Origin of the sequence: Variovorax sp. V93 (assembly GCF_041154485.1) — a bacterium.
Lineage (GTDB): Bacteria > Pseudomonadota > Gammaproteobacteria > Burkholderiales > Burkholderiaceae_C > Variovorax > Variovorax beijingensis_A.
Genome location: NZ_AP028670.1, coordinates 742,783 through 767,163, shown reverse-complemented (window position 1 = coordinate 767,163; position 24,381 = coordinate 742,783). Strand labels below are relative to the sequence as shown.

Sequence of the window (24,381 nt, the reverse complement as noted above, 5' to 3'; positions counted from 1 at the left end):
GCTTAGGCCGCACTACGTGCCGCACCCATGGCGGGAAGCGCCAAAGGGCTTGGCGAAACCGCTCAGCGTTCCGGGCCGTGCGTCAGCCGGTACTCGCCCGGCGCCACGCCGGTCCACTGCTTGAAGGCGCGGTGGAAGGTGCTGGCTTCCGAGAAGCCCACGCGGTTGGCGATGTCGAGCAGCGGCAGCGGCGTGTGCAGCAGGTAATCGATGGCCGCGTCGCGCCGCAGTTCGTCCTTGATCTGCTGGAAGCCGCGGCCTTCGTCGCGCAGGCGCCGGCGCAGCGTCTGCGGCGTCACCGCGAGCGCCTCGCCCACTTCCTCCAGCGACGGCAGCTCGCTGCCCAGTCCCTTGCGCAGCAGCCGGCGGATGCGCTCGGTGAGGCTGCTGGTGTCGCGGTACTTCACGATCAGGTTGGCCGGCGATCCGGCGAGGAATTCGCGCAGGCTCTGCGGCGACTGCACCACCGGCAGGTCGAGCCAGCGCGCCTCGAAGGACATGCCGACATGCGCCTGGCCGTAGCGGATCGGCACCTGGTAGACGCGCGAGGTCTCGGTGTTGGTCTGCTCGGCCGTGTAGTCGACCTCGAGCAGCGGAATGCGGCGCGCCACCAGCCAGGACGAGGCATTGAACGCGAACAGCATGAAGGCCTTCACCGCATAGTCGAGCCGCGCATCGGAGGCGCGCCGCAGCACGAACTGCACGTGCGCGCTGCCGCCCTGCACCGCGAGCCGGGGCACGAAGTCGTGCAGCAGCAGGTGGTACGAAGCGAAGCCTTCGCGCAGGGCCTCGCCGAGCGTGGCGCAGCGCACCAGTTGCCGCATGCACTGGCCGAAGCTGCCGGGCGGCAGCGGGCCGCTCAGGAGGCCCCAGATCTCGTCGCGCAGTTCGCGCCGCAGCGCGCGGATCAGCAGCGCGTACTGGCGCTGCGAGATGCGCGCGAGCGGCGATTCCAGCAGCGAGGGCGCGATACCCGCGCGGGCCAGCACGCGCGCCGCATCCACGCCGCGGTGGCGCGCGCCCATCAGGATGCTGTGCACCTGCTGGATGGCAACGGTGTGATGGGTGAGCGTCATCGGTGGCGGCCGCGGCTTGCTGCAACTCGGCCGAAGGGATTGTAGGCAGCGCTCCCGTGGGGGAGGGCGCCTCAATCGACGGCGCCGACCGCCCGCAGCGCGGCCACGGCCGATGCGTCGAGCCCGGCCTGGCGCAGGATTTCGTCGCTGTGCTCGCCCGGGCGCGGGGCAGGGCGGGGAACGAACGGCTCGAAGCCGGTCATCTTGATCGGGCAGCCGAGCTGCGGCCGCGCAGCGGCATCGCCCGCAACGCGCATGCCGCGCGCGCGGAAATGCGGATGCGCCAGCGTCTCGTCGATGCGCAGCACCGGCGTCACGCAGCCCGTGCCGTCGCGGAACAGCTCGCGCCAGTGCGCGAGCGGCCGCGCGCAGAAGATGGCGGCCAGCTCCGCACGCAGGCGCTCCTCGGTGGCGGCATCGCCGCTGCGGTGCAGCGGTGCGAGATCGGGGCGCTCGAGCAGGCGGCACAGGTCGTTCCAGAACTTGGACTCGAGCGCGCCGACCGCGACGTGCCGGCCATCGGCCGTGCGGTAGTAGCCGTAGCAGGCGAGCGCGCCCGTCAGCGCGCTGTGGCCTACGCGCGGCACCTCGCCATGCTGGTGCAGGCCGGCCAGCGGCAGCACCGCATGGGCGAGCACGCCGTCGGCCATCGCGATGTCGACGTGCCGCCCCCGCCCGCTGCGCGCGGCATCGAACAGCGCGGCCAGGATGCCGGCCACCGCGGTCATGGTGCCGCCCAGCAGATCGGCCACGGGCAGGTTCGACAGGGCCGGGCCCGCGGCATTGCCGATCTGGTCGGCCACGCCGGCGAGCGCCGCGTAGTTCAGGTCGTGCCCCGGCGTGTCGCACAGCGGCCCGGTCTGGCCGAAGCCGCTGATGCTGCAGTAGACGATGCGCGGGTTCTCGGCCGCCACCGCTTCATAGCCGACGCCGAGCCGCTGCATCACGCCGGGCCGGAAGCCCTCCACCAGCACGTCGGCCTCGCGGCACAGCCGCAGCAGCGTGGCCACACCCTGCGCATGCTTCAGGTCGATGCGGATCGCGCGCTTGTTGCGGTTGACGAGCGCGCGCACGCTGGGGCTCGCGTAGTCGCCGGCGCCGGTGTCTTCGATCTTGATCACGTCGGCGCCCAGGTCGGCCAGGTGCATGGCGCCGAGCGGCCCGGGCAGCAGGCGGGTCAGGTCGAGCACGCGCACGCCGGCGAGCGGCGCGCCTTTAGCTGCGCCTGCCATGGGTTCGGGAGAAGAGGTCATGTGGGCTGCAATCTAGGCGGCGCGGGAGCGCGCGGCAATGGCAGCACTGCTCCGCGCGATTGGCGAAAAGCATCAGGGGGCGCCATCGCGCGGCTTGCCGCCGGCGTATGCTTCGAGACCGAGGAGGGTTCAGATGCTCCCCATGGTCATTGCGCTCATAGCGACCGTCGTCCTGCTCGTCTGGATGGGATTCTTCATGATGGGCTCGCTGCCACTGCTGGTGCTCAAGCACGACACGCCGCTGGATTCGCGCTTCATCCGAGGTCTTTTCAACGTCTACTACGTTGCCGTGGTGCTGACCGCGAGCGCGGCAGCACTCAGCTACGCGTGGGCCGGCAAGCCCGCCTTTGCCCTCGGCATGGCATTCATCGCAGCCTTGGCGTTTGCGCTGCGCCGCTGGATCATCATCCCGCGCATGGACATGCTGCGGCACACGATCCCGGTCGCCGACACTTCGATCTTCAGGTTCCGCCGGCTCCACGTCGCCGGGATGATGCTCAACGTGGCGCAGTTGGCCACGGTGGCCTGGGCCTTGACGCGGTTGGGTCTTTGACTGCGCGTGGAGGATTCTCCTGAAGTATGTGCAGGCAAGCCACAAGGCCATCAACCGGGCGAGCTGACGGGCCTCTCATCCGGTTTGCGAAATAGGATCACAAGTCCGGAGATCAGGAAGTACACGGCGCCAACCGTCGCATAGCCGCTGAGCGTCCGGACGACCGGTGTACCGGCGCCTTGCTGTGCGATGAAGAAGCCGCCGGCAAGCGCAGACTGCGCGCCGCTCAGCATCATGGCCCATTGCCCACGATCGCTCTTGCGGCGGCGAATGGCCGTCGCCAGCTGCAGGAGACCTGAAGCAATGGCCCAGATCCCGAAGATGACCAGGACGATCTGGTGCCCGAGCACGAGGGAGCCCGTGACCGCAGCTGCGACGATCGTGCTGATCCAGGCGTTCAACACTTGAGTCGGATTGGCTTTGGTGCCGCCCGCCATCCTGGCGTCCAGCAGGTTCGCCAGCGCGTCCCATGCAGGGTAGACGATCAGCAGGGCGGCCGTCGCGACGGCCGATTGCCTGGCCGTGGCGAAGGCCAGCGCGACCCATGCGAAGGAGAAGGCCGCACGGATGAAGTAGAGCTTGCGCAGCCAGGCGGCCCGCTGAAGATGAGGCTGGATGATGTCGGACATGGATGTGGGGCGAAGGCCGTGGGGATGAGAGCTTTCCGCGCATCGAGCGAGGCGGATGCAACGATTCTTGTCCTGCGCCGCTGGTTGCGGTATCGGTCGGATGACCGACAGGCACCGCACGAAGACTGTGCGATGCTATGCGCCCGCCACAGGGATCCCATGCCTGAAGACACGACCATCACCGTTTTTGACGCGGCCCGCGCGCTGGCCTTCATCGGCGATCTGAGCATGGGCCAGCCGATCGACCATTCCCTGCGTACGGCCTGGCTGGCGGGGATGATTGCGAGGGAAGCCGGCTGCAACGCGCCACAGGTCGAGGTCGCGCGGCACGTTGCGCTGCTGCGCTGGTCGGGTTGCACGGCCAATGCGCAGGAGTTCGCGGACTTCCTGGAGGACGACGTGCTCGGTCGGCGAGCCCTTCTGGCATCCCCGCAGCCGCGGCTGCATCGGCCGCACCGCGCGCCCATCCCTGGGCCAGTGGTTGCCATGGCCCATATTCATTGCGAGATTGCCGGCGACATCGCGGGCATGCTCGGCTTGAGTCCCGATGTGGAAGCGGCGCTGCGCGCCATCTTCGAGGCCTACGATGGCAGCGGCATTCCCGGCGTCCTCCGGGGCGAGGACGTGCCCGTTGCGACTTACGTCGTGGCCCTGGCGAGCGACCTGGAGATCTTCAGCCGCCTCTACGGGCTCGACGAAGCCCTCGCGCTGGCGCGGGGGCGCGCGAACAGCCTCTACCCGGACTTCCTCGTCGAGGCGAGCTCACCGCACGCTCGGGAGTGGATGAAGCTGCTGGATTCTCCTGTCGCGCCGTGGACCGGCGTCGCCAACCAGCCGGCTTCGATGCTTCGGCGCGTCGGGCTGGAACTCGTCGGCGACGTGAGCGACCTCAAGCTTCCCTGGATGACGGGGTACTCGCGCCGCGTGGCGAAGTTGGCGCGCGATTGCGGCACGCAACTGGGAATGAACGAACCGTTGCGCCAACGCATGTACAAGGCCGGCTTGATCCATGGCATCGGGCGCGCAGCGGTTCCCAACGCCATCTGGAACGCGCCCGAACCGTTGCCGGCCTCGTCGATGGAGCGCCTGCGGCTCGTGCCGTACTGGACTTCCCGCGCCGCCGGGCAGATCGACGGCCTTGCGGCCGAGGCAGAGATCGCATCGTTCGCCTTCGAGCGGCGCGATGGCTCCGGCTACTTCCGCGGTCGCTCCGGCATGTCGATGCCGCTCGAAGGACAGATCGTCGCGGCGGCCGAGCAGTGGGTTTCGCATCGCACCCGCCGTCCGTGGCGGCCGGAACTGACCGAGGCACAGTCGCTCGCTCGCATGCACGAGGACGTCGAGGCGGGCCGCTTCGACCAGGAGGTCGTCACCGCGCTGCTCGCCTGTGCCCTGTCGGGAACGCCTGCAAAGCCCGCCGCACCTGCGCCGGGCGACCCGTCGCTTTCCCAGCGCGAACTCGAAGTCCTGCGCTGCATCAGCCGGGGCGACAACACGAAGCAGGTCGCTCGCGCGCTGAGCATCAGCCCGAGCACGGTACGGACCCATGTCGAACGTGTGTTCCGCAAGCTTGGCTGCTCGACCCGCGCGGCCGCAACGCTGAAAGCGTCCGCCAAAGGCCTGCTGTAGCGGGAGACCGGACGGCAGTGCCAGGTCCAAGCGCTGCCTGCAGCAAGGGACTGCACCGCACGGCTTTACTTTCTCGCAAATTGCAGGTGAACCACGTCCGGCGCCACGACCGCTTTCACCATCGCGAGGGCATGCAGGGCTTCGACGCCGTCGAACAGGCGCTCGCCACCGCCGAGCAGCGTTGGAACGAGGTGAAGCTGCATTTCGTCGACCAGGTCGGCTTTCAGGTATTGCTGCGCAGCGAGCGCGCCGCCCGCGGGTGTCGTCGAGTTCATTCGCCCAGATCATTTGCGAGACCATACGAAACATATACAATACGGGTATATTTCGTATAGAGGGCAAGCAATGGGCATCGTGAAGATTTCGGACCTGATGCATGAGAACCTGCGGGTGGCGGGGAATGCCCTGAGCAGGTCCATCAATGCACAGGCAGAGCACTGGATGCGGGTCGGGATGCTGACCGAGATGCATCCGGAACTGGACTACCGGGAAATCTGCCAGCTGCTGATACAGGCCGAACTCGCGGGCGGCCTGGACATTGCCGCGGCTGTCACCAGCCAGCCCGGCAAGCCCCGCGGATCCGCGACTGGAAAGCACTAGTGGTGCACGGCGTTCCCATCAGGTCCGCCGAGGAGCTCGCGATGGCACGGCGCGCCGGCAGGCTTGCCGCGGAGGTTCTGGACATGGTCGGGCCCCACGTGGTGCCGGGGGTGAGCACGGAGACGCTCGACCGGATCTGCCACGACCACATCGTGAATGTGCAAGGCGCCATTCCCGCCAACGTGGGATATCAGGGATATCCCAAGACCATCCTCACCTCCGTCAACCAGGTGGTCTGCCACGGCATTCCGTCTCCGGCCAAGATCCTGAAGAAGGGCGACATCGTCAACATCGACGTCGCTGTCATCAAGGACGGCTGGTTCGGCGACACCAGCCGCATGTATTTCGTCGGCGCGCCCAGCGTGCTGGCTCGGCGCCTGGTGGAGACGACGTACGAGGCCATGCTGGCCGGAATCCGGCAGGTCAGGCCCGGAGCGACCCTGGGCGATATCGGCCATGCCATCCAGTCGGTCGCTCACCGGGAGCAGTTCAGCGTGGTGCGCGAATACTGCGGCCACGGCATTGGCCGGATCTATCACGATGAGCCGCAGGTGCTGCACTACGGGCAGCGCGGTGAAGGTCTCAAGCTGGAACCGGGGATGGTCTTCACCATCGAGCCGATGCTCAACGCAGGCAAGCGCGAAACCAGGCAATTGCCCGACGGGTGGACCGTCGTGACCAGGGACCGGTCGCTGTCCGCCCAGTGGGAGCACATGGTGGCCGTCACGCCCGAGGGATATGAAGTGCTGACGACCTGGCCGGGAGGCACAGGGAGCTACGCGCCGGTTTGACGCCTGGCCGGGCGAGGCTTGACTCGGGACGGTTGCATCGATGCGGGCAGCTCACACGGGCTCTGGCGCCGGCCCCACATAGCGCCCGCGCGGGCGGATCACCTGCGCCGTGCCCAGCTGCTCCAGGCTGTGCGCCAGGAGCCCGACGCTGCGCGCGGTGGCGAACAGGCCAAAGGCCGCATCGGCAGGCAGCCGATGGTGGGCGGCCATGGCGGCCAGCGCGACGTCGATGTTGGGCTGCAAGCCGGTCAGCTTCGCCACCTTTGCGATGAAGCGCGCGATCACCTTGGGAGGCTCGAACAAGGCCAGCAGCGCGGCCGCGCGCGGATCGCCGTCGGGGTAGAGGTGATGGCCGAATCCGGCCAGCGACAGGCCGTTCGAGAGGTGGTGGGCCAGCACCTGGTCGTCCCCCAGCCGCTCCACCTCGCTGAACAGTGCGCGGACGCGGCCCGAGGCGTCGCCATGCAAGGGGCCGGAGAGGGTGGTCAATCCGGCCAGCAGGCATGCGGGCAACGAGGCGCCCGTCGAAGCCGCAATGCGTGCGGCAAAGGCCGAACTGGTCAGTTCGTGATCGGCCAGGAGCACCAGGGCCGTTCGCAGCAGATCGGCCACCTTGGCAGGTTGCTTCCATCCTTTCGCAAAGCGCAGATGCAGCGGTTCGTGGCCGGGTGAAGCCCCGAACGCGTTGGCCAGCCGGCCCACCAGGTCCTGGCCCTCGGCATGCAGCACCCGGGTCAGGCGGCCCCCGGTGGAATGGCCGGCGGCCGCCAGGCTGGCCAAGGCGGCGAAGGCCGCGCCTCGCCCCGGCTTGCCGGAGCGCAGGGACGCCATGCAGGCGAAATCGACGGCATGTTCGGCGCCCCACAGGAGCTGAGCCGCATCTTCGAGCGTGGCGGTGCGGGCCATGCGCACGGCATCCCGGCCGCGGTAGTACGGCCGCCCGCGGGAGAACGCGCACAGGGCCGTGGGAATGCTGGGCTCCGACCCGAACAGCGTGTTGGCGGCCAGCGTCTCGTGCTTGCGGCCGGCCTGCTTGCGCCTGGCCAGGCCGGCCACGTCCTCGGCGCGGTAGAGCCTGCGCCGCGTGTCGGCCGGGTCGGGCATGACCTCGAGCTTGCCGCGGCTCACGTACGCGTAGATCGTCTGGGGCTGCACACCCAGCAGCTTGCACGCCTCGGTCATTGAAATCCAGGAAGCCATGGGCAGGTCGTCAGAGTCGATTTCTATTGATTATATGTATCAAGATTGACCGTACTATCAATCTATTCATAGCATAGGCCCAGCTCCGTGAAGAGCGTTTCCGAACAGCGATATGAAACCCCAAGTCCTTCAACTCAATCCGATCCTGATTCCCGCGATCAACGACACGCTCGCCTCGCTCTACACCGTGCACAAGCACTTCGAGCTGCCCGATCCGGAGGGCTGGCTGCGCCAGCATGGCGCGTCGGTCGACGCCGTGATCACCGGCGGGCACACGGGCATCTCGCGCGCGATGCTGGAGCAGCTGCCCAGCCTGAAGGTGGTGGCCGTCAATGGCGTGGGCACCGACGCCGTGGACCTGGCGTACTGCCGGGAGCGCGGCCTGCCCGTCACCGCGACGCTGGGTGCGCTCACCGAAGACGTGGCCGACCTGGCCATCGGCCTGCTGATCGCGGCCTGCCGGAACCTGTGTGCCGGCGACCGCTTTGTGCGGGACGGCCAGTGGGAACTTCATCCGCAGCCCAGTGCCATTCCGCTCGCCCGCAGGTTCAGCGGCATGCGCATCGGCATCGTCGGAATGGGCCGGGTGGGCCGCGCCGTCGCGGTGCGGGCGGCGGCTTTCGGTTGCCCCATCCGCTACACCGACCTGCATGCCATGGACGACGTCGCGTACGGCTTCACACCGCGCCTGGTGGACCTGGCGCGCGAGTCGGACGCGCTGGTGCTGTGCGCCGCCGCGGACCGCGCCGAAGGCATCGTCGATGCGGCCGTGCTCGATGCGCTGGGGCCGCGCGGCTTCCTGGTCAACGTGGCGCGCGGCCGGCTCGTGAACGAAGCCGACCTCACGCAGGCGCTGCTTGACGGCCGCATCGCAGGTGCGGGGCTCGACGTGTTCGTCGACGAGCCGCGCGTGCCGCTGGCGCTGCGCCGGTCCGAGCGCGCGACGCTGCAGGCCCACCGTGCCAGTGCCACCTGGGAGACCCGCACCGCCATGGCCGAGATGGTGCTGGCGAGCGTCGCCCAGGCCCTGGCCGGCGAGCGCCCGGCCATGAGCCTGACCACCTGAGTCCCTGCGCGCGCGGCCAGCGGCCGCACATCAAACCTATAAATGGAGACACCCTTGTTCATTCGACGCCTTGCCGTTCCCCTGGCCCTTGCCCTCTGCGCCATCCAAACACCGGGCTTCGCGCAGACTTTTCCTTCGCGCCCCGTCACGCTGGTGGTGCCGTTCCCGCCGGGCGGCGGGACGGACACCGGCGGCCGCGTCATCGCCGAGCAGTTGGGCCGGCGCTGGGGCCAGCCTGTGATCGTGGAGAACAAGGGCGGCGCCGCCGGGCAGATCGGCGCCGACTTCGTCGCCAAGTCCAGGCCGGACGGCTACACGCTGCTGCTGGGCAACATCGGGACGCAGGCGATCAATCCCTTGCTGTATTCCAAGCTGCCCTACGACGCCGACAAGGCCTTTGCGCCGGTCTCCCTGGTGGCCGAGTTGCCGCTGGCGATGATGGTCAATCCGGCGGTCCCCGCGAAGACGGCGGCCGACTTCGTGGCGCTGGCCAGGTCCAGGCCGGGCCAGATGAGCTACAGCAGTTCGGGCGCCGGCGGCGCGCCGCACCTGGCGGCCGAGATGTTCAAGGACCAGACGGGTGCCTTCATCGTGCATGTGCCCTACCGCGGCGGCGGTCCGGCCATCGCCGACCTGCTTGCGGGCCATGTGCAGCTGTCGTTCATGACCGTGCTGGAGGCCTCCGGCCACATCAAGGCGGGCAAGCTGCGTGCGCTGGCCGTGACCGGCGACAAGCGCGTGCCGGCGTTTCCCGACGTGCCCACGCTCGCCGAAAGCGTGGCGCCCGGCTTCAACGCGATCTCCTGGATCGGCCTGCTCGCACCGGCGGGCACGCCGCCCGAACTGGTGGAGAAGATCGCCGCCGACCTGCGCGCCGTGCTGGCCGACGAATCGGTCAAGGCGCGCTTCGTGGGGCTGGGCGGCGTGCCGCGCGCCACATCGCCGCAGGAGTTCGCGCGGCTGATCGACGACGACAAGCGCCGCTACGCCCAGATCATCCGAAGCCGCAAGATCACGATCGAGTGAGCGCGGCGCGCGGCCTTTCAAAAGAGACACAGACCCACCCCGAACAGGAGACATCCATGCAGCTCACATCCCTGGTCAAGATCCTTGCCGTCTCGGCGTCGCTGGCGGCGATGCCGTTCGCCGCATCGGCCGAGGCGGCTTATCCGGCACGCGCCATCAAGATCATCGTGCCTGCGCCGCCCGGCGGTGCGATCGACACCATCGCCCGCGTCGTCGGCGACAAGCTTGCGGTGTCGATGGGGCAGCCGGTGATCGTCGACAACAGGCCCGGCGCTTCCAACAATCTCGGCACCGACGTTCTTGCCAAGTCGTCGCCCGACGGCTACACGATCGGCATCGTCGGCGGCAGCCACAACATCAACAAGTTCCTGTTCAAGAACCTCGGCTGGGATCCGGAAAAAAGCTTCGAACCCATCGTCTACAGCCACGAGGTTCCACTGGTGTTCGCCATCTACCCGCAGCTTCCGGCCAGGACGCTGCCCGAATTGGTGGCGTGGATGAAGGCCCATCCGGACGAGGCCAAGGTTGCCACCTCCGGCCGCGGCAGCGCGCAGGAAATGGCGGCCGAGATGTTCCGCATGGCCAGCGGCGCGCCGATGCTTCTGGTGCCCTACAAGGGCTCGTCCGCCGCGCACCCGGACCTGCTGGCCGGACGCACCGCGCTCTTCATCGACACCCTCAGTGCCATCCAGCCGCAGGTGAAGGCCGGCAACGTGCGCGCCGTGGCGGTGTCGACGCGCAAGCGGACAAGCTCGCTGCCCGACGTGCCGACTGCGGACGAGCAGGGATTGAAGGGCTACGACGCCAACACGAACGGCGGGTTCCTGGCGCCGGCCGGCACGCCCAAGGCCATCGTCGCCAAGCTGAATGCCGAGATCAACGCGGCGCTCAAGCTGCCGGACGTGCGGACCAGGCTGGAGGCTGCCGGCATCGAGATACAGGGCGGCACGCCGCAGGAATACGCCGCGCTGATCAGGTCCGACCTTGCCAAGTGGGGCAGGGTGGTGAAGGAGGCGGGGATCCAGGCGGAGTGAGGACGGATCGGGATCGCGTGCAATGCGCGATGCCAACGGCGTGCAGCCAACCGGTCCCCGATGAGCTTGCTGGCCGGATTCGATCGGACTAATCTCGGCATCCAAGCCGCCCGCCGGCCGGAGGTGCCCGATCATGCAAACGCCGAATCCCGAAGTGACCGCGGAAGTGTTGCAGGCATTTGCCGATGCGTGGAATCGGCACGATGTGGATGCACTCATGTCGTTCATGACACCCGATTGCATCTTCGAAGCCTCCGCCGGCGCCGAGGCCTGCGGCACCCGATACGCCGGCGGCGCGGCAGTGCGAGCTGCTTTTGCAGAAGTCTGGGCGGTCTTTCCCGATGCCCACTGGGGGAACGCGCGCCATTTCGTCCATGGAGACCGCGGAGTGTCGGAGTGGACGTTCACGGGAACACGCACCGACGGAACCCACGTCGAAGTCCAAGGCTGCGATCTGTTTGCTTTTCGTGCCGGCAAGATTCTTCTGAAGAACTCCTATCGCAAGAACCGTTCGCCGGCTGCGGCCTGATCCTGTGGTTTTCTGCGCCGGGAGAGAGGCGAGCGATTGCTCGAACTGCTCGGTGGGCGTGGGCATCGCTTGTCGGGACGAAGTACTCCGCCGAGTTTGGTACGCTGCGCCTGCCTGCAGGCCCATCCGAGCCACTTCGTCGCACGATCGGTGCTTGCCGACGGAAGCCTGACCCGAAGCGGAACCCAGTCCTCGACTCGGACGGTTGCCCCTGCATCCCCTACACATCGCAACCAGGAGATTCCCTTGAAAAAAAACATCGGCATGATCGGCATCGGCATGATGGGCCACGGCATTGCCACCAACATCGCCAAGCACGGCTACCCGCTGGCCGTGCTCGAGCACGCCGGCAACCAGCCGCTGGACGCGCTCAAGGCCACCGGCGCGCGCAGCTTCACGCGGGCGGCCGACCTGGCTGCGCAGTCCGACATCGTCATCCTCGTGCTCACGGGCTCGCCCCAGGTCGAGGCCGTGCTCACGGGCGAAGGCGGCGTGCTGCAGGGTTTGCGCCCGGGCAGCATCGTCATCGACTGCTCCACCGCGATTCCGGCCTCCACGCTGCGCATGGCCCAGGCCGTGCAGGCCGCGGGCAGCCGCTTCCTGGACACGCCGATGACGCGTACGCCCAAGGAAGCGGCCGAAGGCCGGCTCAACCTGCTGGTCGGCGGCGATGCGGCTCTGCTCGAGGAATGCCGTCCGCTGCTGTCGTGCTTTGCCGAGAACATCCTGCACGCGGGCCCGGTGGGCGCGGGCCATGGCATGAAGCTGCTGCACAACTTCGTCTCGCTGGGCACGGTGGCGCTGATCGCCGAGGCGGCCGCCTGTGCCGGCCAGCACGGCGTGGCGCCCGAGATGTTCGTGGAGATCCTGGCCAAGGGCGGCGGCGGCGGCGTGGCGCTGGAGCGGCTGCGGCCCTACCTGACGGCCAAGGACACATCGAGCCTGCGCTTTTCGATCGCCAATGCGAGCAAGGACCTCGGCTACTACAACACCATGGCGGGCGATGCCGGTGCGCACCGCGACATTGCGGCGGCGGTGCTGCAGACGCTGCAGCATGCGCAGGGCCTGGCGCCCGAGGCCCTGGTGCCCGAACTGGCTGACCTGCTGGCCCGGCGCTGAGCGCCAGCGGCCGCCGGCATTTCACCGGCGGCGGTCCGCGGGCTTGGCGCGGAAGTCCGGCGAGCGGGCGACCACCGCGCGGATCTCCTGCATCAGTGCGCTCGCACCGGGCGAGGGGAACGCACCGAGGCGCTGGGTGAGGCCGATCTCGCGCCGCGTCTCGTCGAGCGGAAAGTCGAGCACCACCAGGCTGGCGTTGCGGATCTCGTGGCGCAGCTGGTGGGCCGAGATCGCGGTCAGCATGTCGCTTTCGAGCAGCAGGCCGCGCAGCACGGCGAGGTCGCCGGTCTCCACGGCGGGAACCGGCGGCGCCTCGCGCGCGGCCGAGAAAAAGCGCTCGAGCAGCTCGCGCGACGGCGTGCCCTGCCGCGAGAGCGCCCAGGTCGCCTGCCGCAGCGCATCGAAGTCGACGCGCGCGGCGCGCGCCAGCGGATGGCCGGCGCGCGCGATCACCGAGATGCGGTCTTCGAACAGCGCTTCCTGCTGCAGGTCGCGCGCCTCGGCGCCGCTGCGCAGCGCGCCGAGGATGAAGTCGATGTCGCCGCTGCGCAGCGATGCCGCCAGTGCGTCGTAAGGGCTTTCGACCGTGGCGACGTGCAGCCCCGGATGGCGCGCCAGCAGCGAGGCGATCGCTTGCGGCAGTATCTGCGTGCGGCCGAGCGGCAGCGCTCCCACGTTCACGCTGCCCTGCAGCATGCCTTCGCTGGCCGCGATGTCGGGGCCGATGTGGCGCAGCTCCGCGAGCACGCGCTTGAAATGGAAGGCCACGATCTCGCCGGCCGGCGTGGGCACGAGACCGCGCGTCCTGCGCTCGAGCAGCGCGACGCCGAGCCCGCCTTCGAGGTCCTTCAGCGCGCTGCTGATCGCCGGCTGCGTGATGCCGAACTCGCGCGCGACCGCCGGCATGTTGCGCTTCTCCACAAGGCTCGCGATCACCGCCAGGCGGCGGCCGTTGAGGATCGACGCGAACGGCGAATGCACGTCGGCCGAGGTGCCGATGCCGCCGCGCGCGACGAGCTGGGCGCGCGCATCCTCGAACTCGCGCTCGATGCGGCGAGCGCGCAGCAGCACCAGGTCGCCGTAGGAGTTCAGCGCCATGCCGCGCGGGCCGCGGTCGAACAGCGGACGCCCGAGCGCGCCTTCGAGCTCGGAAATGGAGCGCGTCACGCCCGAGGCGACGCGGAACAACTGCTCGTCCGCGGCCCTGGCGATGCTGCCGGCCGCCGCCACGGCCGTGAACGCGCGCAGGTGCCGCAGGTTGAGGCCCAGCGCATGCGCGTGCGTGCGGTCGATCACTTTGTCTTGCAGCTGGCGTCGGCCCGTCATTCCAGAGGTGCCGGGGCGCGAGCCCTGGCCGATAAGAAAGTCTGATGGTAGGGCAAGCCGAACTCACGCCACGCGGCGGCCTCCGGAACCACACTTGACGCAAGGGCCGGCGCACTCGCCATGCAGGCCGGCAAGTCACCACCAGCCACCAACGGAACCGCCCCATGATCATCGACTGCCACGGCCACTACACCACGGCACCCAAGGCGCTGGAGAACTGGCGCAGCCAGCAGATCGCGGGCCTGAAGGACCCCGCGCTGAAGCCCCGCGCCGCCGACCTGAAGATCAGCGACGACGAGCTGCGCGAGTCGATCGAGGGCAACCAGCTGCGCCTCATGAAGGAGCGCGGCAGCGACCTGACGATCTTCAGCCCGCGCGCGAGCTTCATGGCCCACCACATCGGCGACTTCGAGACCTCGTCGACATGGGCCGCCATCTGCAACGAGCTGTGCTTTCGCGTGAGCGAGCTGTTCCCCCACCATTTCATCGGCGCGGCCATGCTGCCGCAGTCGCCGGGCGTGGACCCGCGCAGCTGCATTCCGGAGCTGGAACGCTGCGTGCGGGAGTATGGCTTCGTCGCCATCAACCTCAATCCCGATCCCTCGGGTGGGCACTGGACCTCGCCGCCCCTGTCGGACCGCCATTGGTACCCGCTCTACGAGAAGATGGTCGAGCACGACATTCCGGCCATGGTGCATGTGAGCACGAGCTGCAACGCCTGCTTCCACACCACCGGCGCGCATTACCTGAATGCCGACACCACGGCTTTCATGCAGTGCCTCACGTCAGACCTGTTCACCGACTTTCCGAGTTTGCGCTTCGTGATCCCGCATGGCGGCGGCGCAGTGCCCTACCACTGGGGGCGCTTCCGCGGCCTCGCGCAGGAGATGAAGAAGCCGCTGCTCAAGGACCACCTGCTCAACAACATCTTCTTCGACACCTGCGTGTACCACCAGCCGGGCATCGACCTGCTGACGCGCGTGATCCCGGTCGACAACATCCTGTTCGCGAGCGAAATGATCGGCGCGGTGCGCGGCATCGACCCCGAGACCGGCTTCTTCTACGACGACACGCGCCGCTACATCGACGCCACGCCCATGCTCGACGCCGAGGCGCGCCACAAGGTGTTCGAAGCCAATGCACGCCGCGTGTACCCGCGCCTGGACCGCGCACTCATCGCCAAGGGGCTCTGATCTCATGACTTTTTCTTCCTCCAATACTCTCCAGCAGATCGGCGTAGTCCATCGCAAGGTGGCGCGCGCGGACGCCGCCGCGGTCGAGAAGCTCTCGCGCTTCGGCGTGTCCACCGTGCACGAGGCGCTCGGCCGGCTTGGGCTGATGCAGCCGCGCATCCGTCCGATCCATCCCGATGCGCACTTCTGCGGCCCGGCCGTCACGGTGCTGCTGCAGCCCGGCGACAACTGGATGCTCCACGTGGCGGCCGAGCAGATCCAGCCTGGCGACGTGGTGGTGGCGGCCTGCACCAGCGACAGCACCGACGGCTTCTTCGGCGACCTGCTCGCCACCTCCTTCAAGGCGCGCGGGTGCAAGGGCCTGGTGATCGACGGCGGCGTGCGCGACGTGCGCGACCTCAACGCGATGGGCTTTCCCGTGTTCAGCCGCGCCATCCATTCGAAGGGCACGATCAAGGCCACGCTCGGCTCGGTCAACGTGCCCGTGGTGTGCGCCGGCGCGCTGGTGCATCCGGGCGACGTGGTGGTGGCCGACATCGACGGCGTGGTGGTGGTGCCGGCCGCGCGCGCACAGCAGGTGGCCGACGCCGCCGAAGCGCGCGAGGCCAACGAAACGGCCAAGCGCGCGCGCTTCGCGGCCGGCGAGCTCGGGCTCGACATGTACGCCATGCGCGAGCCGCTGGCCAAGGCCGGCCTGCGCTACATCGACTGAGGGCAGGATGGACATGGCTCGCATCCTCGGCGCCGCGACCGCCGGCATCACCCGCCGCCAAGCCTGCGTCTGGTCCGCAGGCGGCGCGCTCTGGCTCGCGAGCCGCAGCGGCGCGGCCGCCGAGGGCTATCCGGACCACCCGCCGCACCTCGTCGTTCCGTTCACGCCCGGCGGCTCCACGGACGTGCTGGCGCGCGGCATCGGGCAGGCGCTCGGCCGCGCGTGGAACCAGGCCGTGGTGGTCGACAACGTGCCGGGCGCGGGCGGTTCCGTCGGCGCGGAGAAGGTCGCGAAAGCGCCCGCGGACGGCTACACGCTGCTGATGGGGCACATCGGCACCCTGGCCATCAACCCCTCGCTTTACCCGAAGCTCGGCTACCACCCGCTGCGCAGCTTTGCGCCCGTGGCGTGGGTCGCGCGGGTGCCGAACGTGCTCGTGGTCCATGCGTCGGTGCCGGCGCGCACGCTGGCCGAGCTGATCGCGCTGGCCAAGGCCAGGACCGGCCAGCTGGCCTACGGCTCCGGCGGCAACGGCAGCGCGGCGCACATCGCGATGGAATACCTCAAGCTGCAGACCGGCGCCCCGCTGCTGCACATTCCCTACCGCGGCACCGCGCCGGCCGTGAACGACCTGCTGGCGGGCCAGCTGCAGGCACTCTTCACCGGCACGCCCGCGCTGCTGCCGCACATCAAGGCCGGCAAGCTGCGTGCGCTCGCGGTCTCGAGCCCGCGCCGCATCGCGCTGCTGCCCGAGGTGCCCACGGTGGCCGAGAGCGGCGCGCCCGGCACCCAGGATTTCGAAGCCGACCAGTGGTACGGCGTGGTCGCACCGGCCGCAACGCCCGCGCCGATCATTGCGATGATCAACCAGCAGATCAACCGCTCGCTCGACGCAGCGGAAGTCAAGGCGCGCCTGGCGGCCGAGGGCGCCGAGGCCACGCCCGCGACGCCGCAGGCCTTCGGCCAGCTGATCGCGAGCGAGATCGTGCGCTGGGAGCGCGTGATCAAGTCGGCCCGCATCACCGTCGATTGAACAGCAAGGAGACACGCACATGGACATCACACTGGGCATCGTCGGCTGCGGCGAAGTGGGCGGCATCTTCGGCCGCGGCCTGCTGCACAAGGAGGGCGTCAAGGCGGTCTGGGTCTGGGACCTGAAATTCGCCGACCCCGGCAGCGGCGCTGCGGCACGGGCCGCCGCCGAAGCCGACGGCCTGCGCGTCGCCTCGGGCATGCAGGCGCTGTGCGCCGCGGCCGATCTGCTGATCTCGGCCGTCACCGCGTCCAGCACCTTCGCGGTGGCCGAGGAAGCCGCGCGCCATGCGCGCGCGGGCAGCCGCTTTCTCGATCTCAATTCGGCCTCGCCCGGCACCAAGCAGCGGGCCGGCGCCGTGCTCGAGGCCGCCGGCGTCGGCTATGTGGAAGCCGGCGTGATGACCTCGGTGCCGCCCTACGGCATCCGCGTGCCGATGCTGCTGGGCGGCGCCCAGGCCGAGGCGCTGGCTGCCATGCTGTGCGCATGGGGCATGGACGCACGCGCCGTGAGCGAGCGGCTCGGCGTAGCCTCGGCCATCAAGATGAGCCGCAGCATCATGATCAAGGGCCTGGAGGCGCTGGTCATCGAAAGCTACACCACGGCACGGCGCTACGGCGTCGAGGCGCATGTGCTGCCCACGCTCGCGGAAACCTTTCCGCAAATCGACTGGGAGCGGCAGGGCGCCTACTTCTTCAGCCGCGTCGTGCAGCATGGCAAGCGGCGTGCCGAAGAAATGCGCGAAGCGGCGCAGACCGTTCGCGAAACCGGCTTCGAGCCCTTGATGGCGGCCGCCATTGCAGCCAAGCAGGACTGGGTCGCGCAGCAGGCGCGCACCGGACGCTTCGACGGATTGGACGCCAGCAGCCCGTGGCAGGACTACGCCGACCGCCTGATCGGCACAGGGCAGGGCGGCGAGAAATGACGGCGCCCGCGATCCGTGGCCTCTGCTCGATGGCGACCCAGGGCTTGCTGGAGGAGCTTGCGGCCGCCCATTCGCGGCGCAGCGGCGTGCCGGTCTCATTCCTGGCGATCGGCGGGGTCGAGGCTGCGCGGCGCGTGGCCGCGGGCGAGCCCTTCGACATGGTGGTGCTGGCCTCGGAGGCGATCGACGCGCTCGTCGCGCAGGGCAGGCTCGACGCCGCCGGCAAGGTCGACCTGGTCCGTTCGGGCGTGGCCGTGGCAGTGCCTGCGGGCGCGGCGCGTCCCGATATCTCCACCGAAGACGCACTGCGCAGCGCGGTGCGGGCCGCCTCCGGCGTTGCGTATTCGACCGGGCCAAGCGGCGTCGCCTTGATGGCACTGTTCGAGCGGTGGGGCATGGCCGGCGAGATCCGCGCCCGCCTGGCGCAGGCGCCGCCCGGCGTGCCGGTCGGCGCGCTGCTTGCACGCGGCGAGGCCGCACTGGGGTTCCAGCAACTGAGCGAGCTGATCGGTGTCGAAGGCATCGACCTGCTCGGTCCCTTGCCGCCGGAGGTTCAGATCACCACGGTCTTTTCCGCGGCGCCGGTGGTCGGCTGCGCGCAGCCGGCCGCGGTGGGCGCGCTGCTCGAATTCATGTGCTCGGCCGACAGCGCCGAGGCCAAGCGCCGCCACGGCATGGCGCCGGCCTGAGGCCAGCTCGGCGCCGGCTCAGCCGCGCGCCTGGATCATCTTCCAGCCATTCCCCGACGGATCGCGAAAGCCCGCGTCCACGGTGCCGTAGCGCTCCACCGGCTCCTGCGTGAACTCCACGCCCAGGCCGCGCATCCGCTCATAGGCGGCGCGGCAGTCGTCCACCCGCAGCACCAGCGGCGGCATCGCGCCCTTGGCCACGATGGCGCGCACCGCCTGCGCCGTGGCCGCGTCGAGCACCGGCGGCCCGGGCCTGAACAGGCCGAGCTGGAACGACGGCTGCTCGGGGTGCTGCACCGTGAGCCAGCGGTAGTCGCCGTTTCCCACGTCGGTGTGGACGCGGAAGCCGAGCTTCTCAACATAGAACGCCAGCGCCTCGTCCTGATCGTGCACGTACAGACCGGCGACTTCAATGCCCTGATTCATGGGATCTCCTGTGGTTGTTCGGGCTCGTTTGTACCGTCTGCCGCGAGGCGCCGCTTCTCCGAAACTGCGGTCGTCAGATGGGGCCGGCGGGCGGCATTGACGATGCAGACGGGCACCCGGCCGAGCTCGTGCGGCGTGGCCTTGCCGCGCGCGCGGATCGCGCTCGGGCTGCTGCCCGTGATGTCGCGGAAGGTGCGCCCGAAGGTGCCCAGGCTCGCCCAGCCCGTCTCGAAGGCGATGTCGGTGATGGGCCGGTCGGTCTCGCGCAGCAGCGCCATCGCGCGCTCGATGCGGCGCGTGAGCAGGTACCGGTGCGGCGGCGTACCGAAGGCCTGCTTGAACGAACGCGCGAAGTGGGCCTCCGACACGCCGCTCACCTGCGCCAGCCGTTCGACCGGCCACTCCTCGTGCGATGCGGCGTCCATCCGGTCCTTGGCGCGCAGCAGCCGCCGCAGCAGCGCGGGATCCTGGTTGATCGAGTTGATGGCCATCGCAAATTATCGGGGACGCGCCGTGCAGCGGCTGGAGGCGCTATCCTGCCGGGGATCGCAACTGGCGTTCGTATCTGTCCAATTCAGGAGACCCAAGATGATCAGCAAGAACACGATTTGCCTCTGGTACGACGGCACCGCCCTCGATGCCGCCAAGTTCTACGCCGAGACCTTCCCCGACAGCGCGGTGGGCGCCGTGCATCGCGCACCCGGCGACTATCCCTCGGGCAAGGAGGGCGATGTGCTGACGGTCGAGTTCACGGTGATGGGCATCCCTTGCCTGGGCCTGAACGGGGGACCGGCGTTCAAGCACAGCGAGGCCTTCTCGTTCCAGGTCGCAACCGACGACCAGGCCGAAACGGACCGCTTGTGGAACGCGGTCATCGGCAACGGCGGGCAGGCAAGCGCATGCGGCTGGTGCAAGGACAAGTGGGGACTGTCGTGGCAGATCACGCCGCGCGCCCTGACGGCCGCGATCACCGATCCCGACCCGGCGGCAGCCAAGCGCGCGTTCGAAGCCATGATGGAAATGACAAAGATCGACATCGCCGCGATCGAAGCGGCCCGGCGCGGTTGACGCGTTCGGACCCCAACCCCGGCCTCGGCTTCATGGCGGGCCACAAGCCGCCGAACCATGATCACCCTGCACCACTGCCTCAGCGCACGCTCGTTCCGCCCTCTCTGGATGCTTGAAGAGATCGGGCTTTCCTACGACCTCAGGATGCTGCCCTTTCCGCCGCGCGTGCTGTCGCGGCCGTATCTCGAGGTGAACCCGCTCGGCACCGTGCCGATGCTGTCCGACGGCGCCATGCGAATGACCGAGTCGGCCGCGATCTGCCAGTACCTGGCTGCGCGGTTCTCGGCGGGCCAGCTGGATGTAGGTTGCGACGAGGCTGACTTCGGCCCGTACCTCAACTACCTCCATTTCGGCGAGGCGACCTTGACCTTTCCGCAGACGCTCGTGTTGCGGTATGCGCACTTCGAGCCGGCGCAGCGGAAGCAGCCGCAGGTGGCCGACGACTATGCCAAGTGGTTCCTCGCGCGCCTGCGAACGCTGGAGCCGTTGCTCGCCGAGCGCGACTATCTTTGTGCGGGCCGCTTCACTGCGGCGGACGTGTCGGTCGGCTACGCATTGCTGCTGGCCGAGCATCTGGGCCTGGCCGAACGCTTCACACCGGCGGTGGCGGCCTACTGGGAGCGCTTGCAGGCGCGACCGGGCTTCAAGGCGGCCATGGCTGCGCAATCGCGAGCGGCCGAGGCGCAGGGTGTCTCTTCGACCCCTGCGCCCGACATCAGGCCCGACAGGCCTTGACGCGCGGCCCCGGCCCGAAGCGCCTATGCAGCTTCAGCCCCTGGCAGCAGTTGCGGGTTGTAGATCGCCTCCCACAGGTGCCCGTCCGGGTCCATGAAGTAACCGGCGTACCCGCCGTAGAAGGTGTCCGCTGCGGTTTTCACCACCTTGGCACCGGCCCTCGCGGCTTGCTGCATTACGGCGTCCACTTCGGCCTTCGACATGACGTTGTGCCCGAGCGTGAATTCGAGGGACCCGCCCGCGCGCAGCGGAAGGCCGGCATCGACCGCGATGCTCGAGCGCGGCCACACGGCCAGCTTGAGCCCGTCCTGCAGCTCGAAGAAGGCGACGGCGCCATGCTCGAACTCCCTGCCCACGATGCCCTTGGTCGGCAGACCGAGTCCGTCGCGATAGAAGGCGACGGCTCTCTCCAGGTCCTCGACGCCGAGGGTGATGACGGTGATTCTTGGTTGCATGGAGGTCTCCGAAGAAAAGGCGATGTGGCCCGGATCAGGCTGCATGCCCGAGTTCCGCGCGAAATGCGCGCAGTGCCTCGCAGGTTGCGGCGGGCGCCTCGATGGGAAGGAACTCGCCGCTGCCGCTGATGAGCTGCGATCGAAGATTCGCGGCGCCGGCCTTGCGCAGGCCGTCGGCATAGTCGTCGATGTCGCGGCCGCCGGCGTCGCCGCGCAGGTACAGGATGGGCGTGTCGATGCGAACGGGGCTCGCATTGCGTTGCGCGGCGCTCTCGAGTGCCCGGTACCAGTCGAAGCCGGCCTTCAACGCTTCGGGCCGCTGGTAGGCGCGCGTCCAGTCGTTCCGGATCTCGTTCGTCAGCGCATGCTTGTCGCCCGCGAGCAGGTCGTAGAAGTAGTCGAAATAGGCGCGTTCGCGTCCGCTCACCAGCAGTTCGGGCAGCTGCGGTATCGCATGGAACGCGAAGTGCCAGATGCGCGGCTCGGCGATGAGCCTCGACCACGGCGCAACGCCCGGGATGACGGTGTTCATGACCACCGCGCCGGCAATGCGTGCGCCATGCTCGCGGGCCGCTGCAAAGGCAAGCATGCCGCCGATGTCCACGCCCGCGAACACGATCGAATGCGCACCCAGCGATTCGGCCGCGCGGAGCAGGAGGCCGGCGAGCACATGCAGTTCGCACGGCGATGCGGCTGGCGGCATGCCAAGCGATCCGCCGATGCCGGGCAGGTCGAAGGCAATGGCGTGGGCATCACTTCCCAGTTCGTCCAGCACCGGGTCGTAGATCGACTTCGATTGCGGCCAGCCGTGCAGCAGCACGAGCCACGGCGAGCGCGGGTCGCCGGCACAGCGGTAGGAAAGGGTCAAGCCATCGATCGAAAGCGTGGATTCGCGGGCCATGGGTGCGTGCTCCTTCGAGAAGCACCGTATCCCTCGCGAAGCCCGTGCTGATCAGCCTCGTCCGCAGCCGGATGTAGGCCGTTTACTTACTCGCCTGCGGCCTCGCTGCGCAACCGTTCCAGGATCAGGGTGGCCGCCTCGCTCGCGCTGACGAATGCCGAATCGATGACGAGGCGACTTGTGGTCCAGGCCGCGTATTCATGGCGCGCGACCGCCTCCCAGGTCGGCGGAACGTGGCCCGGAATGTCGGCCTTCCGGCCCTCCACGCGCCTGCGGTGCTCGGCGGGGTCGGAACACACGATCTCGAGCTCGAGCAAGCCCGAGGATGTGTCGGCTGCCACCGCACGCCATGCTTCGCGGGTGACCGGGAGCGGATTGACGCAATCAGCGATCACCGACATGCCAAGCGCGATATTGGACCGGGCAAGCTCGCAGGCAACAGCGTAGCCGGCGGGGCCCGGTTCATCGAGCGCCCTCGATCGGATGAGCGCTTGCTCGATGGTGTCGATGCGCAGATAGGCGCAGGGGAAGCCGGCAGCGAGTGCGCGCGCAATGGTGGTCTTGCCGGTGCCGGGCAATCCGCCGAGAACAATCAGCATCGGTTTCGCCATGCGCGTGATTCCTCGGCTCAAGGCGCCGTCCGCAGTTGTTGCTCCCGCGGCCGTTCCATCGCGGCCGACGAGGGGCTGAAGCCCAGCCTGGCAAAGAACTCGGCGGCACCCGGCCGGCCGGCCCGCAGCACCCATGTGATGCCCTTCTCCGAACCCAGGATGTGCCGGACCAGCGCTTGCCCGATGCCCTGCCGGCGCAACGGCTCGGCGACCACCACCATCGACAGGTAGCCGTTGGAGATGCCATCGCCGATGGCGCGCGCAAAGCCGACGATCTCGCCGTCCGCCGACAACGCAACCACCGCCTGCTGCGATGCCGAGATCAGCCGGCCGAGGTGTGCGGCATCGGCGATCCGGTGCGCCCATCCGCTGGCGGAAAGAAGGCGATGGACCGCATCGGCATCGGAAGCCGCAGCAGCGCGAATCTGCATATCCGCTCCTCGGGAATTGAATGGCATCGAGGGCGACTGTAGCCGCTCGCGCGGCTGCGATCAGTCCCGGTCTTCGCGATAGTGGCGGTAGTGCTCGCGGCGCTCCCATTCGCGGCGGCGCCATTCACGGCGCGCTGCGCGCCGTTCTTCCCAGCTCGGTCCCGGCTCGTAGTAGACGGGTGCCGGTGCAACGTAGGCGGGCGGCTGGTAGCGCACCGGCGGCGCCGGCTCGTAGTAGACGGGGGCCGGCCGCGAGTACACGGGCGCGGGCTCGTAGTACACCGGTGCCGGTTCGCTCACCACCACGCCGGGCACCGACACGCCGATGGACCAGCTGGTGCCCGCGCTTGCAGCAGCCACGCCGAAAAGAGCGCCTGCGGCAATGGTGCCCGAGAGAGCCAGCTTGAGAACGGTTCGAGGAAAGGTCATCTCGTCTCCAAAGATATGGGATTGCTCCCGATGCCTCTTCCAACGTTCGGCCGCGCAAGATCGCACACATCGCTTCGGTGAAGAACATTTCAAGATGTCACGCGAAAACCCCAGGAAGCCGCATGGCAGACTCTGCCCCTGCCGCCAATCCTTCTTTTTTGCCGGCATTGCCGTGCCGAAAGATCTTCCATGCTTGAACTGCTGACGGATCCCCAGGTCTGGATCGCCTTTGCGACCCTGACCGCGCTCGAGCTCGTGCTGGGCATCGACAACATCATCTTCATCTCGATCCTGGTCGACAAGCTGCCGCCCGAAAGGCGCGAATTCGCGCGCCGGACCGGCCTGTTCATGGCCATGTTCATGCGCATCGGCCTGCTGCTGGTGCTCGCGTGGATCGTGGGCCTGGTCGCTCCGCTTTTCTCGGTGCTCGGTAAGGACATCTCGGGGCGCGACCTGATCCTGATCCTGGGCGGGCTGTTCCTGATCTGGAAGAGCACCAGCGAGGTCCATCAGTCGCTGGAGGGCGGCCACGAGCAGAAGTCCAGCGCCGTCAAGGCCACCTTCGCCGGCGTCATCCTGCAGATCATGGTCATCGACCTGGTGTTCTCGCTGGATTCGATCATCACGGCGGTCGGCATGGTGGACGACGTGCGGGTCATGATCGCCGCGGTGATCGTGTCGGTGTTCCTCATGATGCTGTTTGCCGGCCCGATCGGCCGCTTCGTCTCGAACCATCCCACCATCAAGATGCTGGCGCTGGCCTTCCTGGTGGTGGTGGGCGTGGTGCTGGTGGCAGAGGGCTTCGGGCATCACGTGCCCAAGGGCTACGTGTACTTCGCGATGGCCTTCTCGCTGGCCGTCGAGATGCTCAACATCCGGCTGCGCAAGAAGGCGGCCAAGCCCGTGGAGCTGAACCCGCCCCATATTCCGGGCGACTGACGC

At 68.6% G+C, this 24,381-nt stretch carries 30 protein-coding genes; 17 read left to right on the top strand and 13 right to left on the bottom strand.

Annotated features, from left to right (window positions below; all coding sequences use genetic code 11):
* Nucleotides 1-62: 62 nt before the first annotated feature.
* Entirely contained in the window at nt 63-1,076 is a 1,014-nt protein-coding gene (locus ACAM54_RS29680; protein WP_307698156.1) for an AraC family transcriptional regulator, read from the bottom strand.
* A gap of 71 nt (nt 1,077-1,147) precedes the next feature.
* Complete coding sequence (locus ACAM54_RS29675; RefSeq protein WP_369651370.1) at nt 1,148-2,329, bottom strand: CaiB/BaiF CoA transferase family protein; 1,182 nt, start codon at nt 2,327-2,329, stop codon at nt 1,148-1,150.
* A gap of 133 nt (nt 2,330-2,462) precedes the next feature.
* Here ACAM54_RS29675 and ACAM54_RS29670 point away from each other — a divergent pair, with 133 nt between their 5' ends.
* Complete coding sequence (locus ACAM54_RS29670) at nt 2,463-2,882, top strand: hypothetical protein (protein WP_369651371.1); 420 nt, start codon at nt 2,463-2,465, stop codon at nt 2,880-2,882.
* A 50-nt stretch (nt 2,883-2,932) separates the two neighbouring features.
* Here the strand turns inward: ACAM54_RS29670 and ACAM54_RS29665 are convergent, their stop codons facing one another.
* Nucleotides 2,933-3,511, bottom strand: coding sequence for a DUF308 domain-containing protein (locus ACAM54_RS29665; protein ID WP_369651372.1), 579 nt, complete (start codon nt 3,509-3,511; stop codon nt 2,933-2,935).
* Between the two features lie 159 nt (nt 3,512-3,670).
* Here ACAM54_RS29665 and ACAM54_RS29660 point away from each other — a divergent pair, with 159 nt between their 5' ends.
* A complete protein-coding gene (locus ACAM54_RS29660; RefSeq protein ID WP_369651373.1) occupies nt 3,671-5,140 on the top strand; it encodes an HD domain-containing phosphohydrolase in 1,470 nt (489 codons plus the stop codon).
* 65 nt (nt 5,141-5,205) lie between these two features.
* Here the strand turns inward: ACAM54_RS29660 and ACAM54_RS29655 are convergent, their stop codons facing one another.
* Nucleotides 5,206-5,415, bottom strand: coding sequence for a dihydrofolate reductase family protein (locus ACAM54_RS29655; protein WP_369651374.1), 210 nt, complete (start codon nt 5,413-5,415; stop codon nt 5,206-5,208).
* A 70-nt stretch (nt 5,416-5,485) separates the two neighbouring features.
* On the opposite strand from ACAM54_RS29655, the gene ACAM54_RS29650 reads away from it, so the two are divergent.
* Together ACAM54_RS29650 and map are read left to right on the top strand one after the other, a co-directional pair.
* Nucleotides 5,486-5,740 (top strand): ParD-like family protein, encoded by a 255-nt coding sequence (locus ACAM54_RS29650; protein ID WP_125965980.1) that lies wholly within the window; start codon nt 5,486-5,488, stop codon nt 5,738-5,740.
* Entirely contained in the window at nt 5,740-6,531 is a 792-nt protein-coding gene (gene map / locus ACAM54_RS29645; RefSeq protein WP_369651375.1) for a type I methionyl aminopeptidase, read from the top strand. The genes ACAM54_RS29650 and map overlap by 1 nt, the downstream gene beginning before the upstream one ends.
* A 51-nt stretch (nt 6,532-6,582) precedes the next feature.
* Here map and ACAM54_RS29640 read toward each other — a convergent pair whose 3' ends face one another.
* Nucleotides 6,583-7,731, bottom strand: a complete 1,149-nt coding sequence (locus tag ACAM54_RS29640; RefSeq protein WP_369651376.1) for a citrate/2-methylcitrate synthase — start codon at nt 7,729-7,731, stop codon at nt 6,583-6,585.
* Nucleotides 7,732-7,843: 112 nt separating this feature from the next.
* Between ACAM54_RS29640 and ACAM54_RS29635 the strand changes: the two genes are divergently transcribed.
* The 5 genes from ACAM54_RS29635 (at nt 7,844) to ACAM54_RS29615 (ending at nt 12,505) form a co-directional block, all read left to right on the top strand.
* Entirely contained in the window at nt 7,844-8,797 is a 954-nt protein-coding gene (locus ACAM54_RS29635) for a 2-hydroxyacid dehydrogenase (protein WP_369651377.1), read from the top strand.
* A gap of 54 nt (nt 8,798-8,851) precedes the next feature.
* Nucleotides 8,852-9,823 (top strand): Bug family tripartite tricarboxylate transporter substrate binding protein, encoded by a 972-nt coding sequence (locus ACAM54_RS29630; RefSeq protein WP_369651378.1) that lies wholly within the window; start codon nt 8,852-8,854, stop codon nt 9,821-9,823.
* A gap of 56 nt (nt 9,824-9,879) precedes the next feature.
* Nucleotides 9,880-10,857: a tripartite tricarboxylate transporter substrate binding protein gene (locus ACAM54_RS29625; RefSeq protein ID WP_192326194.1), complete on the top strand. Its 978-nt coding sequence runs from the start codon at nt 9,880-9,882 to the stop codon at nt 10,855-10,857.
* 133 nt (nt 10,858-10,990) lie between these two features.
* Nucleotides 10,991-11,386, top strand: coding sequence for a nuclear transport factor 2 family protein (locus ACAM54_RS29620; protein WP_369651379.1), 396 nt, complete (start codon nt 10,991-10,993; stop codon nt 11,384-11,386).
* A gap of 264 nt (nt 11,387-11,650) precedes the next feature.
* Complete coding sequence (locus tag ACAM54_RS29615) at nt 11,651-12,505, top strand: NAD(P)-dependent oxidoreductase (protein WP_192326317.1); 855 nt, start codon at nt 11,651-11,653, stop codon at nt 12,503-12,505.
* A gap of 21 nt (nt 12,506-12,526) precedes the next feature.
* Here ACAM54_RS29615 and ACAM54_RS29610 read toward each other — a convergent pair whose 3' ends face one another.
* Complete coding sequence (locus ACAM54_RS29610) at nt 12,527-13,831, bottom strand: LysR family transcriptional regulator (protein WP_369651381.1); 1,305 nt, start codon at nt 13,829-13,831, stop codon at nt 12,527-12,529.
* A gap of 164 nt (nt 13,832-13,995) precedes the next feature.
* On the opposite strand from ACAM54_RS29610, the gene ACAM54_RS29605 reads away from it, so the two are divergent.
* The 5 genes from ACAM54_RS29605 to ACAM54_RS29585 are packed head-to-tail and all read left to right on the top strand — an operon-like array spanning nt 13,996 to nt 18,383.
* Nucleotides 13,996-15,024: an amidohydrolase family protein gene (locus ACAM54_RS29605; RefSeq protein ID WP_192326200.1), complete on the top strand. Its 1,029-nt coding sequence runs from the start codon at nt 13,996-13,998 to the stop codon at nt 15,022-15,024.
* A 4-nt stretch (nt 15,025-15,028) separates the two neighbouring features.
* Nucleotides 15,029-15,736, top strand: a complete 708-nt coding sequence (gene ligK / locus ACAM54_RS29600; protein WP_369651382.1) for a 4-carboxy-4-hydroxy-2-oxoadipate aldolase/oxaloacetate decarboxylase — start codon at nt 15,029-15,031, stop codon at nt 15,734-15,736.
* Between the two features lie 13 nt (nt 15,737-15,749).
* Nucleotides 15,750-16,769, top strand: coding sequence for a tripartite tricarboxylate transporter substrate binding protein (locus tag ACAM54_RS29595; RefSeq protein ID WP_192326204.1), 1,020 nt, complete (start codon nt 15,750-15,752; stop codon nt 16,767-16,769).
* 19 nt (nt 16,770-16,788) lie between these two features.
* Entirely contained in the window at nt 16,789-17,694 is a 906-nt protein-coding gene (locus ACAM54_RS29590) for an NAD(P)-dependent oxidoreductase (RefSeq protein WP_192326206.1), read from the top strand.
* Nucleotides 17,691-18,383 (top strand): substrate-binding domain-containing protein, encoded by a 693-nt coding sequence (locus ACAM54_RS29585; protein WP_192326208.1) that lies wholly within the window; start codon nt 17,691-17,693, stop codon nt 18,381-18,383. Before ACAM54_RS29590 ends, ACAM54_RS29585 begins: the two co-directional genes overlap by 4 nt.
* Nucleotides 18,384-18,401: 18 nt before the next feature.
* Here ACAM54_RS29585 and ACAM54_RS29580 read toward each other — a convergent pair whose 3' ends face one another.
* Together ACAM54_RS29580 and ACAM54_RS29575 are read right to left on the bottom strand one after the other, a co-directional pair.
* Nucleotides 18,402-18,809, bottom strand: coding sequence for a VOC family protein (locus ACAM54_RS29580; RefSeq protein WP_319442731.1), 408 nt, complete (start codon nt 18,807-18,809; stop codon nt 18,402-18,404).
* Complete coding sequence (locus ACAM54_RS29575; protein ID WP_307698175.1) at nt 18,806-19,300, bottom strand: helix-turn-helix transcriptional regulator; 495 nt, start codon at nt 19,298-19,300, stop codon at nt 18,806-18,808. The genes ACAM54_RS29580 and ACAM54_RS29575 overlap by 4 nt, the downstream gene beginning before the upstream one ends.
* A 97-nt stretch (nt 19,301-19,397) precedes the next feature.
* Between ACAM54_RS29575 and ACAM54_RS29570 the strand changes: the two genes are divergently transcribed.
* A complete protein-coding gene (locus ACAM54_RS29570; protein ID WP_192326214.1) occupies nt 19,398-19,877 on the top strand; it encodes a VOC family protein in 480 nt (159 codons plus the stop codon).
* A gap of 57 nt (nt 19,878-19,934) precedes the next feature.
* Entirely contained in the window at nt 19,935-20,612 is a 678-nt protein-coding gene (locus tag ACAM54_RS29565; protein WP_192326216.1) for a glutathione S-transferase family protein, read from the top strand.
* A gap of 23 nt (nt 20,613-20,635) precedes the next feature.
* Here the strand turns inward: ACAM54_RS29565 and ACAM54_RS29560 are convergent, their stop codons facing one another.
* The 5 genes from ACAM54_RS29560 to ACAM54_RS29540 all read right to left on the bottom strand — a co-directional run bounded on the left by ACAM54_RS29560 (nt 20,636) and on the right by ACAM54_RS29540 (nt 23,439).
* Nucleotides 20,636-21,067, bottom strand: a complete 432-nt coding sequence (locus tag ACAM54_RS29560; RefSeq protein WP_369651383.1) for a VOC family protein — start codon at nt 21,065-21,067, stop codon at nt 20,636-20,638.
* Between the two features lie 34 nt (nt 21,068-21,101).
* Nucleotides 21,102-21,968 (bottom strand): alpha/beta fold hydrolase, encoded by an 867-nt coding sequence (locus ACAM54_RS29555; protein ID WP_145746325.1) that lies wholly within the window; start codon nt 21,966-21,968, stop codon nt 21,102-21,104.
* 86 nt (nt 21,969-22,054) lie between these two features.
* Complete coding sequence (locus ACAM54_RS29550) at nt 22,055-22,567, bottom strand: AAA family ATPase (RefSeq protein WP_369651874.1); 513 nt, start codon at nt 22,565-22,567, stop codon at nt 22,055-22,057.
* A 29-nt stretch (nt 22,568-22,596) separates the two neighbouring features.
* A complete protein-coding gene (locus ACAM54_RS29545) occupies nt 22,597-23,010 on the bottom strand; it encodes a GNAT family N-acetyltransferase (RefSeq protein WP_192326222.1) in 414 nt (137 codons plus the stop codon).
* Nucleotides 23,011-23,070: 60 nt separating this feature from the next.
* Nucleotides 23,071-23,439, bottom strand: coding sequence for a hypothetical protein (locus ACAM54_RS29540; RefSeq protein ID WP_145746323.1), 369 nt, complete (start codon nt 23,437-23,439; stop codon nt 23,071-23,073).
* A 189-nt stretch (nt 23,440-23,628) separates the two neighbouring features.
* On the opposite strand from ACAM54_RS29540, the gene ACAM54_RS29535 reads away from it, so the two are divergent.
* Nucleotides 23,629-24,378, top strand: a complete 750-nt coding sequence (locus ACAM54_RS29535; RefSeq protein ID WP_369651384.1) for a TerC family protein — start codon at nt 23,629-23,631, stop codon at nt 24,376-24,378.
* Nucleotides 24,379-24,381: the final 3 nt, after the last annotated feature.